The organism is Bacillus sp. JJ1532 (assembly GCF_036965085.1).
Taxonomy (GTDB): domain Bacteria; phylum Bacillota; class Bacilli; order Bacillales; family Cytobacillaceae; genus Cytobacillus.
In genome coordinates this window covers 21,048-35,067 of the sequence record NZ_JBALOW010000005.1, presented here as the reverse complement: position 1 = coordinate 35,067, position 14,020 = coordinate 21,048, and the positions used below count along the sequence as shown (strand labels likewise).

Here is a 14,020-nt window from a genome sequence, read left to right as displayed (position 1 = left end):
GAGGCTCTAGATATTCTTAGGAAAAATATCTATTATTATCAAGTTTCTAACATAATCTTGTTAAATATAGTCGAAATCTTTTTTTATCATTTTATATGAGGGCTATGATCCAAATGGCATGAATAACAAAGACAATCGTATATAAACCAGTAGCTGTAAGGGCTAAATTATTTACAATTTTTTTACGGGGAAGTTTTTTTATAAAAAGGAACATAAATAGAGCAGCAGATAGAATTACTTTATAACCAAGAAAATAGTACGGATTGGTTTGGAAAAGGGCATTCATGATAGGATTACTTTCCTCAATTAAAGAAAACTGAATACCGAAAAACGTGACTATACCATCGTATAAATTCAGTAAAGCTAAATAAAGAAAGATCTTTTTTAAATTGATTTTCACTGTTTATCATTCCTGATCCATTACTATTAATAAGGGCCTTGATCGTATTATTTCCAATCAAGGCCTTTGATTATCTCTTATTCGTCTTTTTTGATATAGAAGAAAACCGCCGCGCCTGCAGTCATTAATAAGACCCCTATTAATAAATAGTTATACATATTTGTAGCTGTTGAAGGTAAGATTTGCCCCTTTTCGATTGGTGCATCCAATTCTTCAAAAGGAATTGAACGTATAGGAATCGGCATAGCCGTATCCTCTTCTGCAGCAGGATTTTCTATATTATTATTTTGATCATTTTCTTGATCTGACTCTGTTTCAGGGCTGGTAGTAGGAGGAGCAGCATTATCATCTATTGGGTCGGGGTCAGTGGTTGGATCGGAATCTTGGTTTGGATTAGGATCAGGATTTGGATTAGGACTATGTCCTGTATTTTCCATTACAAACCTTAACTCAAATTCAAAAGCTAACCCTTGAAATTCATTCCCTAGTTCATATGGGAAAGTTACCTCAAATTTTATATCCTCTTGACTTTTTGAAGGTAAAAGTCTAGGCTCAAACCCATCAAAGTCTGATAATTTGCCACTATACAATACTTCTTTCGAATCCCATACTTTTAAAAGAAATTCATTGTAAAGTTTCCTTGAACCAGCTTTGTAATAAGACTCTGAATTATATGTAAAATCGCTTTCTCCACGGTTTTGAATAGTTAAATTCCTTATCGCCCAATCCCCAGGTGACATATTTTTCACATTGAATAAATAGTTATCAGGTTTTGTTTCAATATTAGGTTGTTGGTTGGTACTTGCTTGAATATTAATGGGCTGAAGGAATAATACTACATAGGCACAAATAAAGGTAATGATTAATAACCGTAATCTCATAGCAACCCCTTTCTTCCTATAAAATTAGAAAAGAATGTGTTTCAATAAATATATAGATGCGGGAAATAACCTTAGCGATGTTTTATACTTTTTATTTAAAAGGTATTTCTAAAGTTATAGAATAATCTTTCCCTTTATACCTTTGTGTAAAAGTTATACTTTCACCTGTTGGATCTGCATTCTTAATAGTTTCAGTATTTGATTTAATCGTATTTCCATCACTGAACGTAAATTCAACTTGCGCTTTCAGGTGATAGCCATTTTTATCATTTTGCCAATCCCAATCATTTTTTATTATTCTAACATCGGTAATTGCAATCACATCTGGAGTTTCTTGGGGTTTTTCATTATTTTCCTCTTCTACCCCAGAGTATTGCGTTGCTTCTAAATTAAGAGTTAGGTTCATATCTAAACCTTGATATTTATTTTGATAATATAGCCCTGTCTCTTTATCTTTCTCTTCATCATTTTTAAAAGTAACCATCATCATAATATGATCTGAATCTCCTACTGGTAAATCAGGATTTAATGGCACAATTAACCCTTGTTTTAAATAAGTTGTAATATCAGGAGACTTTCCGTTATCTGTTAGTCTCTTAAGATCCAGTAACGAAACATTATCCCATGGGGTTATAATAGGCTGCATATCGCTAGTTAAGAAATTTATGATAAATTGTGATGCGAAATCACTATCAACAATATTTCCTTCTTTGTCCTTTACTTCAATGCTAGTATGCATAAGGACTTTTTCAATGTCTAATGTTCCAATATTGATAATCTTAAAGTCTCGCAGCATATAATCTCCAGGTTTTAAGTTTGATACATTAAATACTACAGAAGGATCTACTTTAAGATCTAGGACACCTGATTTTAGGGTATTGTTCATCGTCTCCACATCATTAAATGCCGCAAAAGTTCCTCCGCCTACCAGGGAAAGTCCAAGAGTTGCACTGGCAATTCCTAATGTTAATTTCTTTTTAATAGTCATTTTGTTCACCATATCTTCCATAAATTTTAAATCAGGATGTACAATATATAGAAAGGTGGGTTAATTAACCCACCTTTCATTCTTTTATTAGTTGTTTGCTCTTTCAGAACCAGCTGATTGAGTTGCTTCAAAGACAAATCTAAATTCAGCAACCTTACCTTGGTATTGATTTTGTACGTATTTACCAGCAGCGTCCTTAGCTGATTTGTCAACAAATTCAACTTTAATGTCGATAATGTCTTCATCCCTACCTGGAATAGTTGGATTCTTATACAAATTCACACTTGAAATGTCGAATCCTCCTGCATTAGAATGATTAATTAAATCTTGCATTGATACGTAAGTACCCCCGCCATCACGTACTCCAGATCCAGTAATTCCTGATAAAAGATTAATGCCATCAGTATTTAAAATTGTTACAGCAAATTCACCTAGGAAACCAGGCGCTGTTTCACCTACTGGGTTAACCGTTAATAGTACATCTTCAATATCAAGGCTGCCCCAGTTTTGAAGTTTGAATTGGCGAGTCATTGTATCCCCTGGCTTTAGATTCGATACTTTCATTACACCTTCTGCTTGATTGCCAATTCGCAGATCCAATGTTCCTGCAGCTAAACGGTTATCCATTGTTTCAACATCGTTGAATGCTGCCCAAGTTCCTCCACCAATTAATGATAAACCTAATGCTGCAGATGCTACTCCTAAACCTAATTTCTTTTTGATTGACATTTTTTCTTCCTCCTTGGTTTCTCCCCCGTTTTTTTACGAGGTATGTAGTTTTTTTATTGAATCCTTATGTTTTCATAAGGAATACAACCATAATTAAGCGGTTTTTTCTGGCCCCTGTTTCTCATCTTTTCTCTTTGTTGCATGCTCTATTTCTTTCAGAGCTTTAAAGATTGATATTGCAGAGTATAAGAGTAATAAAACTCCTGGCCCAATTAGTAGAGTTGCTGTACCAGCTTTTGATTTTGCAAAATCTATGAAATATCCAATATAAGGAATTGAGAATCCAGTGTATTCACCTATTACATTGTCCGAAAGAACGAGTTTTGAATCTGGATATTCGTTATTATCACCTTTCGTCTGATACATAACATGGTTGCCACCCTTTACAACATCAATGACTCTGTGAGTAACGATTTTTTGTTCATCCTCCATGTATGTAATGACATCATCCTTTTGGAATCTAGTTTTATCCCCACCAGGTTTCACCGAGATGATTGAACCAGTTTTAAAGGTTGGTTCCATTGATCCGGATAATACGTTTTTCAGTTGGTATCCCAATATTTGTGGCTCTCCTCCTGAGGCTTTAGAGGAAATTACTAACATGGCCATTACTATAAGTAGTAAGAACAAAAGTACTGTTACTATATTACTTAAACCTTTCATCACTTTCTTCAATACCTTCACCCCTTTAAACTTTCGTTATATTTAATTTGGTTTCCTAACAAATTCAGTCAAAACATTGCACTGCATTGTTCATAAAAAGGTACATTTTTTAGTTTGCTTAAGTCTTTTTGTTCTCTTTAACGAACTTATTAATTTGAGTATAAGTCAAATGCATTAATTTGAAAAACGCCAAAAACGCCCATTTATTCGATATAAAGAACGTTTTGTGCTTGTTTCCTTGTTATTTCTCTTGTTTTCTAACTATTTTGTAATTTATTTAGAACATTATTGTTCTATTAAAAGAACAAATAATTAACATTGCTAAGAAACAAAAAAAGTATTTCTTAAAAGGAGTACAAAAAATCCTTGTAAGAAATACCTGAGCTTATATTTATTATTCTATTTTGTACTAGCATACTGGCTTATTAGTTAAATGCTCCTTTATGATAAATTTTTGAAGGAAATCGCGAACTTCTTCTTTTTCAACACCTAATTTTTTTGCCTCTAGTATTAGGTGTATCCATTCCTTATCTAACTTATCAATGAGTACCTTTGTCTCCATCAGACTGATCCTCCCAAAAAGTTCGTCCTTTTATAAAAATAATTGTCAATAAATGATTACCTTAATTGTATAAAATCATATTTTTCTATTTTCTTCTGATACGGTATTGCCTTTATATGAATTCTTTCCAGGGTCAAAGCATCAAAAAATGTGTACGTTGTTAAATCTTTTCCGCAAACTGGGCAAAGCCAACTCCCTATTTCGCTGCTGCTATAAGATGGTCGATGGCATTGATCACAGTTTTTTTGATACATACATGACACCACCTACAATGAATTTTCGTTCTCTTTACAGAACCTACCCATAGAGTATAGTCTAATATTCCTATTTCATAAAAAATCAAATTCACCCGTTTTTTCGTTTTAAAGAACGATTTTCGTTTGTTTTCTATGTAATCCTTTAGTTTCCTCAATATTTCAAATTTTTTATTGAACACTTTGTTCGTTATAATGAAAACACGTTAAACTAAATAAAAGGGGAATAAATACATGGTTGGAATGCGTATTAAGAGGTTAAGAATAGAAAAGGGGTTATCCATCAATGAGCTTTCTGAAAAAGCGGGTGTATCTAAATCTTATTTAAGCTACATAGAAAGAGGCATTCAACAAAATCCATCCCTGCAAGTATTATCACGATTGGCAAAAACACTTGATACGGATGTAGAGGATTTGTTGGATCAGAAGAAAAAAGCGGAGCCAACTGAGATGTATCAAATAGATCGTGAATGGATTGAATTGATCCATGATGCGATTGATATTGGGGTGACTAAAGAGGAATTTGCTTATTATTTGGATTTTATTAAATTTAAAAACATGAACGGGGGCAATGAATAAGTGTTTGCCAGGAAACAATTCTTTCTTATTTCCGCTTCAATCATTATGTTAACAGGGATTGGGCTAGTGTTTTTCTCTATAAAAGATATTTATGTCCATGAGAAAAGTAAAGAAGCTTCTTTAATTGAAGCTAAGGAGAAAGTCCAAATTAAGGCTCAAGACCAGGAACATGATATTGTTCTTCAAAATGAACAAAAAGAAGTAATTAATCCTTTCAAAAAGGGAGAGGTGATCGGCATTTTAGAAATCCCCAAACTTCAAGCAGAGCTCCCTATTGTTGAAGGGACGAGCGAATATGAATTAGAAAAAGGAGTTGGCCATTACTCCAGTACGGCGCTGCCAGGACAACCTGATCAAATTCTGCTTTCCGGTCACCGGGAAACTGTTTTTCGCCGCCTCGGAGGTTTAAGAAATGGGGATGTATTTCACGTCATCATGCCATATGGCTCCTATAGCTACGAAATTACCGGCTCACAAATTGTCGAGGCAAATGATACAACGGTTATTAAATCTACTGCACCTACGGAAACACTAACAGTCTCCACCTGCTATCCCTTTTCCTATATTGGCGATGCTCCTTATCGCTATGTGTTGACCGCACATCGAACAGAAAATCCCGTAACAAATTAAAAAGGCCAGTCCCAGCAGTTTGAACCGCAGGACCTGGCCTTTATTATGAACACTTATTATTTTTGTAAGCTTACTGCAATTCTTGAACCAACTTCCGCATTGTGCTTCACAAGCGCAATATTAGCCGTTAAGCTTGTACCTTCTGTTAGCTCTTTTACTTTTCCTAAAAGGAATGGAGTTACTTCTTTACCAGCGATATTATTTTCTTTTGCTTCTTTTAACGCTGATTCGATCACATTTGTAATGAATGCTTCTTCTAATGCATCCGCTTCTGGGATCGGGTTAGCAATAACAACACCGCCGTTTAGGCCAAGCTCCCATTTTGTGCGGATAATAGCTGCTGCATCTTCAGGAGTGTCAACACGTTGGTGCAAGCCAAATGGACTTGTACGCGTATAGAATGCAGGAAGGACATCTGTTTCATATCCGACAACAGGAACTCCATGTGTTTCTAAGTACTCTAATGTTAGGCCGATATCAAGAATGGATTTAGCTCCTGCGCATACTACTGCCACATTCGTTTGTGCTAATTCTTGAAGGTCAGCAGAAATATCCATTGTTGTTTCTGCTTCACGGTGAACCCCACCGATTCCGCCTGTAACGAATAATTCAATGCCTGCAAGCTCTGCGCAAATCATTGTCGTAGCAACTGTTGTAGCACCATCTTTCTTTTGCGCTACTAGGTATGCCAGGTCACGGCGGCTAGCTTTTGCGACATCTTTGGCTTGTCCTAGGTATTCTAACTCTTCATCTGAAAGACCGATTTTAATTTTTCCATTTAAAATCGCAATTGTTGCGGGAACTGCACCGTTTTTACGGACAATCTCTTCTACTTCTCTAGCTGTTTGCACGTTTTGCGGATATGGCATTCCGTGAGAGATGATCGTTGATTCTAAAGCAACAATCGGTTTATTAGCTTTTTTTGCTTCTTGAACTTCCGCTGAATATTCTAACCAGTTTTCTAACATGTGACAAAACCCCTTATTTAAAGTATTGGTTGAACGTTTCTTGCAAGTGAACTTGATTTAAATTCGGATTCACAGTTTCGTGAGATTGCAGTGTAATAGCGGAACAGGATATCCCTATTTTACAAGCGTTCTCAATATCTAATCCTTGTAAATGTGCATACATCATTCCTGAGACAAGCGAATCTCCGGCACCTGTCACATCTTCCACTTGAATTTTTGGCGGAAGGACTGTCCCAGACTCTCCTTTTTGTGTAGAGTAAATGAGACCTTTATCTCCTCTAGTGATAACGACCTTTTCTACACCCTTTTCCAGCATTTTTTCTGCTGCCTTGAAAAAATCGCTATCATTCTTAATTTCCATTTCAGATAAGGCTTCTGCCTCGTCCTTATTGGCAATTAACCACGTGACTCCAGCCAAGCTTTTTGGCAGCTTCTTTACTTTTGGCGCAGAGACAGGTGTAATGCAAACCGGAATTTTTGCTTCATGACAACGACCGATTAGCTGCTTAATGACTTCTGCTGGAAAGTTCGTATCAATAACAACTAAATCTGATGAAGCAATATGTCCCCATTTTCTCTCGACAAAATCGATGTCAACCAAATCATAGATTGACATGTCTGCTAGAGCAATCGCCATTTCACCCTCATGATCTAACACGGCGGTATATGTTCCTGTAGCTGCATTCGAGAAAGCTTGGGATGGGCTGATGTCTGCATACGATTTTGTATGCTCCAGCAGCCAATCGCCTTCTCCGTCCTCACCGACTGCAGTCATAAGAGCGACATCACATCCTAATCTTCCAAGGTTCTCTGCAATATTTCTTGCCACCCCGCCAAATGATTGCGAGCTTTCAGCAGGATTGGATGTGCCAAGCTGGAGCGTTTGAAGTGTCTGTATTTTTCTATCCACATTGGATCCGCCAATACAGACGATATGTTTCCTTTTTGGAAGCACATAAGCTCTGCCGAGAAGCTTTCCCTCTTTCGTTAAAGATGAAATATAGCCGGCGACCGCTGATCGTGACAACCCCGTCTTATCAGAAATCTCATTTTGTGAGATAAAAGGGTTTTCCTCAATAAGCTGTAATATTAACGACTCTTTTTGATTCATAATGATTCAGCCCTTATTAAATAAACTTTTGTCCTAATTATAAACACTTGTCTTTAATTATGCAATATCTTTTTTATAGTCCTTTTTAATAGGATTACTGATTATTCCCTCCTACCTTTCCCTATTTTTTAATATTCAATTATTGTTATGAACTAGACAGAAAGAAAAAATTCAAATATAATTAGCTAGGTAACTAATTTGAAAAGGTGATTTATTTGAATCAAATACAAAATAATCTTTTTCACTCGATTAACCAGTTTAGCCGGCACTTTTCAAAAATCCTGAATGAGGCATTAACTCCTCTTGGATTATACACAGCTCAATGGACAATTATTTATTTACTTAAAACGAATGGACCAGCCACTCAAAAGGAATTGTCCCATTATCTAGGAGTTGAGGCCCCTACCATGACGCGGACGCTAGCAAGAATGGAAAAGTCAGGCTGGATAACAAAGAAGACCGGTACCGACAAACGAGAAAAACAAATCACTCTGACTGAGGTAGCTAACGGTATGTATGACACTTGGCTTCAAACTGTACGGACATGTGAGAGTCAAGCTTTAAAAAATATTTCTGATCAAGAGACTACAGAAATGCTGTCAATTTTGAAAAAGATGTCAGTCAATCTTTAAGTTATTTCTGTAGTTATTTTTTTAGGAGGACATCTATGAAAAAGCAACCATTATGGACAAAGGGTTTTTTAAGTATTTCAATTACAAGTTTTTTTATGTTTATCGGCTTTTATATTTTGCTGACCACACTGCCGATTTATGTATTGGACGATTTAAATGGGAACGGAACCCAAGTAGGATTAATTACATCCGTTTTCCTCATTGCAGCGGTTCTGATCAGACCATTATCAGGTAAATGGCTTGATGAAATTGGTCGGAAAAAGATTCTTTTTATTGCATTGATCTTGTTTTTCGTTTCCAGTATTTTTTATTTTTGGGCAAATACTATGCCTACTTTGCTTATTTTACGATTCGTTCACGGAATAGGATTTGGGATGGTGACGACAGCAGCTGGTGCGATTGCAGCTGATATTGTCCCTAATGAAAGAAAAGGGGAAGGACTTGGCTATTATTCGATGTTTATGAATTTAGCCATGGTAATGGGACCTTTTGCAGGCTTAACTATCATTCAATACTCGAGCTTTAACTCGCTGTTTATGTTATGTTCCATTTTATCGTTCCTAGCAATATTACTTTCATTTGCTGTACAGTTGCCTAAAGGAAATACTCTCGAGTCAAAACCAGCTCAGCCACAGAAATTATCGATTGACAGCCTATTTGAGAAGAAGGCAATTCCAGTTTCAATCGTGGCTGGAATTCTTGCTATCAGTTATTCGGGAATTCTTGCGTTTATTTCTGTTTATGCAAAAGAGCTTGGTTTAATCGAGGCAGCTAGCTTTTTCTTTGTTGTTTATGCTGCTGCCATGCTTATTTCCCGGCCTTTTACCGGAAAATGGTTTGATCTTTATGGGGAAAATAAGATTATTTATCCGGCAATCATTTTATTTGCCATTGGGATGTTTTTGCTAAGCCAGGCTACTACCACCTTTGGATTTCTGCTTGCCGGGGTCATTATCGGCTTAGGATATGGAAGCCTTACACCTTGCTTACAAACGATAGCCATTAAAAATTCTGATCCTTCAAGAAGAGGGTTAGCTACTTCGACATTCTTTACATTTTTCGATACTGGTATTGGTCTTGGGTCTTACGTTCTCGGAATTATCGCCGCGTATACGAGTTTTTCAACAGTCTATTTTATTTTAGTCGGAGTCATTTTTCTTGCTCTGTTTGCTTACTTTCTCTTACATGGAAAGAAAGCACTCTTGCCACAATCCAGAAAGACATCAGAAGTGTAATTGGAGGAAATCAGCTTGTTGGCTGATTTCCTTTTTTATTTTTATTGTATATCAGCGCATCTAACTAAAAAAACTAAACCAATTGAGGTTTAGTCTACAGTTCTTGGCAATATCAATATCTCTACTCTTCTATTTTTTGTTCGTCCCTCGCTCGTATCATTAGATGCAACTGGCTGGAATTCTCCAAAGCCCTTCGCACTGAACCAGCTTGGATCTAGTTTATCATTATGCAGAACAATTTTCATAAAGTTAATCGCTCTCATCACGCTTAATTCCCAGTTCGATTCAAACGGGGCATTTCCGATTGGTACATTGTCTGTATGTCCGCTAATGATAATATTCCTAGGGGGCTCCATAATAAGCAGCTCAGCTATTTCATCTGCAACCTTTACATCATTAGTCCGAACATCCGCACTTCCAGGTGAAAATAATACATTATCTCGAATCGAAACGAGCAATCCTTCGTCTGTAAGGGAGGTTTGAAGCCTTTCAGTTAAGTTGTTTTGATCAATATAAGTATTTACCTTATTTTGGATTGTGGCAAGTTCCTGCTGTTCTGCTTCTTTAAGTATCTCAGCTGCATTTTTCTGATCCCTTTTACTTTTCGTATCATCGCCTTTAACATCTGTTGATTGCATCTGCCCTTCAGGTATTGGACTTGGGAAATCAAAAATTCCCGTTCCGCCTGAAAATGCACTATTGAAAGCTCTTGAAATTGCCTGGAACTTTTGAGCATCAACTGAGCTTGAAGCGAACAGAACGATAAACAAGGCTAACAGCAAGGTTAATAAGTCTGCATAAGGGAGCAACCATGATTCATCAATGTGCTCCTCTTTGTGATCCTTCTTTTTCCTTCTACTCACCTTTCTTCACGCCGCCTTCTTCAAGAAATATCTTTCTTTCTCCTGCCGGTAAATAAGATGCTAATTTTTGTTCAATGACTCGCGGCGCCTCTCCTTCAAGAACTGATAGAACACCTTCAATCATCATAGTCTTTAGCTTTGTTTCCTGCTTTGATTTTCTTTTCAGCTTATTTGCAAATGGATGCCAAAGGACATATCCTGTGAAAATCCCTAATAAAGTTGCCACGAACGCAGCACTAATTGCATGACCTAAAGTATCTGTATCGTTCATATTTCCGAGAGCGGCAATTAATCCGACAACTGCTCCCAATACTCCTAATGTCGGAGCATAAGTTCCAGCCTGGGAGAAAATTTGAGCTCCCGCTGCATGTCTCTCTTCCATTGCTTCAATTTCCTCATTTAAAACGTCACGTATGTAATCTGCACTCTGACCATCTACAGCTAGGGAGAGTCCATTTTTTAGGAATGGGTCATCGATTTCACTTGTCTTTGCTTCAAGTGCTAGCAACCCTTCTTTTCTTGCAAGCTGTGCCCATTCAGAAATTATTTTTATTAAATCAACTGGATTCATTTGTTTTTTCTCTTTAAAAATAATTCCGAACAACTTTGGAAGTCGTTTTATTTCACTAGTTGGGAACGCAATTGCTACTGTAGCAGCTGTCCCTAGTAAAATAATTAATACAGCCGCTGGGTTCATTAGCACTGCAGGATCTACTCCTTTAAGAACCATCCCTACCCCAACTGCGATAATCCCCAATATTAAACCTATTAACGTTGTTTTATCCATATGTCCTCACCCATCTTTATTTAAAAATACTCCCTCTTTTCTTATTTCGACATATTCCTTCAAAGATTAAGGTGAAAATTCTTATTTTTTTCTTTTTCAATTTGTTAACTTATTATTTTTTCACTATTCTACGATTATTGTTGTTCTCTAACGTTGAAATTTCTATTTCATTTACCTTATTGCTATATTGCTCCTCCTAATTTGTTCCCTAACATAGAGAAAGACAGGGATGGAACCCCTGCCCTTTCTTAGATCAATGCTTATTAATAAATAATTGACCTAATAGCTTTTACTGCCGCGAAAATGCTTGTTCCGTATGAGGTGAATCAGTGGCGGAGCAGCAATGGTTTTAGAAATTGTCATCATTTTCATTATTAATTGTTAGAAGAAGAAGCCGCAACCGCAACGTCTTCTGCAACCGCAAAAGAAATCACTTCTTCTGCGATCTGTTCTTCTGCGATCTGTTCTTCTGCGATCTGTTCTTCTGCAATCTGTTCTTCTGCGATCTGTTCTTCTGCGATCTGTTCTGCGGACTTCTCTTACATTCACTCTATTGGCAGCAATATTTACTTCATCGGCCCTAATATTCTGAACTCGTCTTCTTCCTGTTTGCTGGAACATTCATCTTCCCCCCTTCCTTTTTCACTAATATAGACTATGCTTTAGTTTAAATATGGAGTGGACAAACAACTAAAATAAAGTGCCCATTTTCTAAAAATGCTCGCCTTTTTTATAGCAATCATTCTATCCCTTTACTAGTTGAAACCTAGCTTTTTCAGCTCACTTTTCAAATAGTTGTTTCTATCCGTTATAAATTTACAAATGAATTCCGGTTCCATATCAAATTGTTCGATATACATTTTTTTATAGGGATCTTTTAAAACATAAGGACGAAGGTTCGTATATATGTCCTGTATTATTGGTTTCATAAAGTCGACTGTAAATTGATGTTTGAGGATCTGATCGAGGTTCTTATAATATAAATTTCTAAATGAAGGGACATCGAGCATTCTTGCCGATAACGTATTAAAACCTTCTATTCTTACATAGTCATAATCCATAATCTCCCCATGAACATCTCTTCCCCAAGTTGCATCATAATCCCAAGGAAGAATTTCAAATAACCCCGCATCACCATTCCTGCACAAAGCATAGTTCTGAACAAATCCATCGTAGTTTTGAGTACAAACCGCACCTGCTAGCCAAAGCAAATACTTTTCAACATCCATATAATTTCCTATCTCTCGTTCAAATTCTTCTCTTAAAAGTGTATTGGCTTTGAAAATAAACTCTTGTAAGATCAAACATTCTTCGTCCGGTCCATACTTTATTTCATAGCCCATTTCTAAAGATCTCTTAGGAGCATTATCATATTCACTAATCAGTGAGAAATTTGCATCTCCATCAACCGCGTAAAATATCGATTGTACTGGGATATTCCTTTTTTTGAAAAAGTATTCATCTACTGACTCTAATTGTAAATAAACTCCTTCTGGTTTTCCATTTAATACAAGAAAAACATGCTCTGCAGAGGGGGCCTTGACACCAATACTAGAGAAAAAATCAAAAGAAAGCTTATTTCTTATTAATGAATGATCTTTATATTCTGCATTTAAATGAAGCTCTTTTGCCCCATTCCATGTCCTAGGTTTATAAAAATGAAAATGATACGACTTCTTCTTGAACTCTCGAACATAATATCCTCGGTACCTAATATCAATGTCATGCTTTTTATTTTGAATGTTTATTATTCCCGTAACAGATTTATCTGACCAAATATTCTTCTTTAAATCGACGAGACTTTTTGGATTTATAAATAAGTTATAGATTGGTATATCTGCTTTCTTCAAAATAATCTCCCCCAACCGAACATGTTATTAAATCTTATGACAAACATCAAAAGGGTGACAGTCCTATTTCATAAAATACGCAATCGTCTAAGGCAAAACTTCTTCCGGATCCGTATTCTAATAGCAAGAAAACGAAGAATGATCCAATCAATAAGGAGGATATGACTTTGAAAGGTTATAGTGAAGCCGATATCCATCGTGCGGTTGAAGAAGTAATCACTGCAGGAATGGAAAAGTTTCTATATCAAGAGCCATTTTCATCTAAAAGATCAAGGCAGTCTGATAGCAGAAAGTGTTCGCTCGATACAAGAATGGATCGTGAGGATGATGAATAAAAGCTTTGCAAATGCAAAGCTTTTTAATTACAAGGCAATATACATAGGATTTTTTAATTAAGGGGAAGATACATGAAGAAAAACGAAAGGAGCAGATACAAATGGCAAGAGGTAAAGAGTTTAACCACAAAAATAAAAATCACCCGGGTAATTTCCCAGACAATTCAGTAATAGAAAGTAAAGCAACAGAGGCACAAGAGGATGAAGAATTTCTTGTTGTCCAAGAAGCATTCAAAAATCGCATAGAAGGTCACGATGGAACTGAATTTCGGGATAAGTAATTCGAACAACTATCTAGTATAGTATCAATTTAACTGGACAAGTTTTCTTTTTTTTGAAAACTTGTCCAATTAATCTACTTTACTGGACAGCTTTTTTACTTTTTCCTAGAAGCTGTCCACTAAACCTACTTTATCGGACAGCTTTTTCACTTTTTCCAAAAACCTGTCCACTAAACCTACTTTGTCGGACAGCTTTTTCACTTTTTCCAAAAAGCTGTCCATTAAACCTACTTTGTCGGACAGCTTTTTCATTTTTTCCGAAAACCTGTCCA

The 14,020-nt window shown here is 36.3% G+C and carries 19 protein-coding genes; 6 read left to right on the top strand and 13 right to left on the bottom strand.

Going from position 1 to position 14,020, the window contains the following annotated elements; all coding sequences use genetic code 11:
• Positions 1–91 precede the first annotated feature (91 nt).
• The 7 genes from V7122_RS03175 to V7122_RS03145 form a co-directional block, all read right to left on the bottom strand.
• Complete coding sequence (locus tag V7122_RS03175) at positions 92–400, bottom strand: DUF5658 family protein (protein WP_335354698.1); 309 nt, start codon at positions 398–400, stop codon at positions 92–94.
• A gap of 77 nt (positions 401–477) precedes the next feature.
• The gene (locus tag V7122_RS03170) at positions 478–1,281 is read right to left on the bottom strand and encodes an LPXTG cell wall anchor domain-containing protein (protein WP_335525792.1); all 804 of its coding nucleotides are present in this window, start codon (positions 1,279–1,281) and stop codon (positions 478–480) included.
• A 91-nt stretch (positions 1,282–1,372) separates the two neighbouring features.
• Positions 1,373–2,269: a TasA family protein gene (locus tag V7122_RS03165; RefSeq protein ID WP_335354700.1), complete on the bottom strand. Its 897-nt coding sequence runs from the start codon at positions 2,267–2,269 to the stop codon at positions 1,373–1,375.
• 87 nt (positions 2,270–2,356) lie between these two features.
• Positions 2,357–2,998, bottom strand: coding sequence for a TasA family protein (locus tag V7122_RS03160; protein WP_335354701.1), 642 nt, complete (start codon positions 2,996–2,998; stop codon positions 2,357–2,359).
• 93 nt (positions 2,999–3,091) lie between these two features.
• A complete protein-coding gene (gene sipW, locus V7122_RS03155) occupies positions 3,092–3,673 on the bottom strand; it encodes a signal peptidase I SipW (RefSeq protein ID WP_335354702.1) in 582 nt (193 codons plus the stop codon).
• Between the two features lie 397 nt (positions 3,674–4,070).
• On the bottom strand, positions 4,071–4,223 hold the full coding sequence (locus V7122_RS03150; protein ID WP_335354703.1) for an anti-repressor SinI family protein: 153 nt from the start codon (positions 4,221–4,223) through the stop codon (positions 4,071–4,073).
• A 56-nt stretch (positions 4,224–4,279) separates the two neighbouring features.
• Positions 4,280–4,477 (bottom strand): hypothetical protein, encoded by a 198-nt coding sequence (locus tag V7122_RS03145; RefSeq protein WP_335354704.1) that lies wholly within the window; start codon positions 4,475–4,477, stop codon positions 4,280–4,282.
• 234 nt (positions 4,478–4,711) lie between these two features.
• Between V7122_RS03145 and V7122_RS03140 the strand changes: the two genes are divergently transcribed.
• Both V7122_RS03140 and V7122_RS03135 read left to right on the top strand, forming a co-directional pair.
• Positions 4,712–5,056 carry a helix-turn-helix domain-containing protein gene (locus V7122_RS03140; protein WP_335354705.1) on the top strand — a complete coding sequence of 115 codons (345 nt, stop codon included), beginning with the start codon at positions 4,712–4,714 and terminating at the stop codon, positions 5,054–5,056.
• Complete coding sequence (locus tag V7122_RS03135) at positions 5,057–5,686, top strand: class D sortase (protein WP_335354706.1); 630 nt, start codon at positions 5,057–5,059, stop codon at positions 5,684–5,686.
• A 56-nt stretch (positions 5,687–5,742) separates the two neighbouring features.
• Here V7122_RS03135 and V7122_RS03130 read toward each other — a convergent pair whose 3' ends face one another.
• Together V7122_RS03130 and V7122_RS03125 are read right to left on the bottom strand one after the other, a co-directional pair.
• Entirely contained in the window at positions 5,743–6,654 is a 912-nt protein-coding gene (locus tag V7122_RS03130; RefSeq protein WP_335347651.1) for a pseudouridine-5'-phosphate glycosidase, read from the bottom strand.
• 13 nt (positions 6,655–6,667) lie between these two features.
• Positions 6,668–7,765 carry a carbohydrate kinase gene (locus V7122_RS03125; protein ID WP_335347650.1) on the bottom strand — a complete coding sequence of 366 codons (1,098 nt, stop codon included), beginning with the start codon at positions 7,763–7,765 and terminating at the stop codon, positions 6,668–6,670.
• 215 nt (positions 7,766–7,980) lie between these two features.
• Here V7122_RS03125 and V7122_RS03120 point away from each other — a divergent pair, with 215 nt between their 5' ends.
• Entirely contained in the window at positions 7,981–8,397 is a 417-nt protein-coding gene (locus V7122_RS03120; protein WP_335354707.1) for a MarR family winged helix-turn-helix transcriptional regulator, read from the top strand.
• Positions 8,398–8,432: 35 nt separating this feature from the next.
• Positions 8,433–9,632: an MFS transporter gene (locus V7122_RS03115; RefSeq protein ID WP_335348400.1), complete on the top strand. Its 1,200-nt coding sequence runs from the start codon at positions 8,433–8,435 to the stop codon at positions 9,630–9,632.
• A gap of 89 nt (positions 9,633–9,721) precedes the next feature.
• Here V7122_RS03115 and motB read toward each other — a convergent pair whose 3' ends face one another.
• The 4 genes from motB to V7122_RS03095 form a co-directional block, all read right to left on the bottom strand.
• Entirely contained in the window at positions 9,722–10,495 is a 774-nt protein-coding gene (gene motB / locus V7122_RS03110; protein ID WP_335348399.1) for a flagellar motor protein MotB, read from the bottom strand.
• Positions 10,488–11,282 carry a flagellar motor stator protein MotA gene (gene motA / locus V7122_RS03105; RefSeq protein WP_335348398.1) on the bottom strand — a complete coding sequence of 265 codons (795 nt, stop codon included), beginning with the start codon at positions 11,280–11,282 and terminating at the stop codon, positions 10,488–10,490. Before motA ends, motB begins: the two co-directional genes overlap by 8 nt.
• A 381-nt stretch (positions 11,283–11,663) precedes the next feature.
• On the bottom strand, positions 11,664–11,903 hold the full coding sequence (locus V7122_RS03100) for a hypothetical protein (RefSeq protein ID WP_335348397.1): 240 nt from the start codon (positions 11,901–11,903) through the stop codon (positions 11,664–11,666).
• Positions 11,904–12,037: 134 nt separating this feature from the next.
• Complete coding sequence (locus V7122_RS03095) at positions 12,038–13,135, bottom strand: CotH kinase family protein (RefSeq protein ID WP_335525794.1); 1,098 nt, start codon at positions 13,133–13,135, stop codon at positions 12,038–12,040.
• 164 nt (positions 13,136–13,299) lie between these two features.
• Between V7122_RS03095 and V7122_RS03090 the strand changes: the two genes are divergently transcribed.
• Positions 13,300–13,467, top strand: coding sequence for a CotG/ExsB N-terminal domain-containing protein (locus V7122_RS03090; RefSeq protein WP_335525791.1), 168 nt, complete (start codon positions 13,300–13,302; stop codon positions 13,465–13,467).
• A 101-nt stretch (positions 13,468–13,568) separates the two neighbouring features.
• Positions 13,569–13,748, top strand: coding sequence for a hypothetical protein (locus V7122_RS03085; protein WP_335348395.1), 180 nt, complete (start codon positions 13,569–13,571; stop codon positions 13,746–13,748).
• Positions 13,749–14,020: the final 272 nt, after the last annotated feature.

Coding starts and splice junctions, on each gene's coding strand:
- V7122_RS03170 (WP_335525792.1), bottom strand. CDS start 1,281: ATGAGATTACGGTTATTAATCATTACCTTTATTTGTGCCTATGTAGTA.
- V7122_RS03165 (WP_335354700.1), bottom strand. CDS start 2,269: ATGACTATTAAAAAGAAATTAACATTAGGAATTGCCAGTGCAACTCTT.
- V7122_RS03160 (WP_335354701.1), bottom strand. CDS start 2,998: ATGTCAATCAAAAAGAAATTAGGTTTAGGAGTAGCATCTGCAGCATTA.
- V7122_RS03150 (WP_335354703.1), bottom strand. CDS start 4,223: ATGGAGACAAAGGTACTCATTGATAAGTTAGATAAGGAATGGATACAC.
- V7122_RS03145 (WP_335354704.1), bottom strand. CDS start 4,477: ATGTATCAAAAAAACTGTGATCAATGCCATCGACCATCTTATAGCAGC.
- V7122_RS03140 (WP_335354705.1), top strand. CDS start 4,712: ATGGTTGGAATGCGTATTAAGAGGTTAAGAATAGAAAAGGGGTTATCC.
- V7122_RS03130 (WP_335347651.1), bottom strand. CDS start 6,654: ATGTTAGAAAACTGGTTAGAATATTCAGCGGAAGTTCAAGAAGCAAAA.
- V7122_RS03125 (WP_335347650.1), bottom strand. CDS start 7,765: ATGAATCAAAAAGAGTCGTTAATATTACAGCTTATTGAGGAAAACCCT.
- V7122_RS03115 (WP_335348400.1), top strand. CDS start 8,433: ATGAAAAAGCAACCATTATGGACAAAGGGTTTTTTAAGTATTTCAATT.
- motA (WP_335348398.1), bottom strand. CDS start 11,282: ATGGATAAAACAACGTTAATAGGTTTAATATTGGGGATTATCGCAGTT.
- V7122_RS03100 (WP_335348397.1), bottom strand. CDS start 11,903: ATGTTCCAGCAAACAGGAAGAAGACGAGTTCAGAATATTAGGGCCGAT.
- V7122_RS03085 (WP_335348395.1), top strand. CDS start 13,569: ATGGCAAGAGGTAAAGAGTTTAACCACAAAAATAAAAATCACCCGGGT.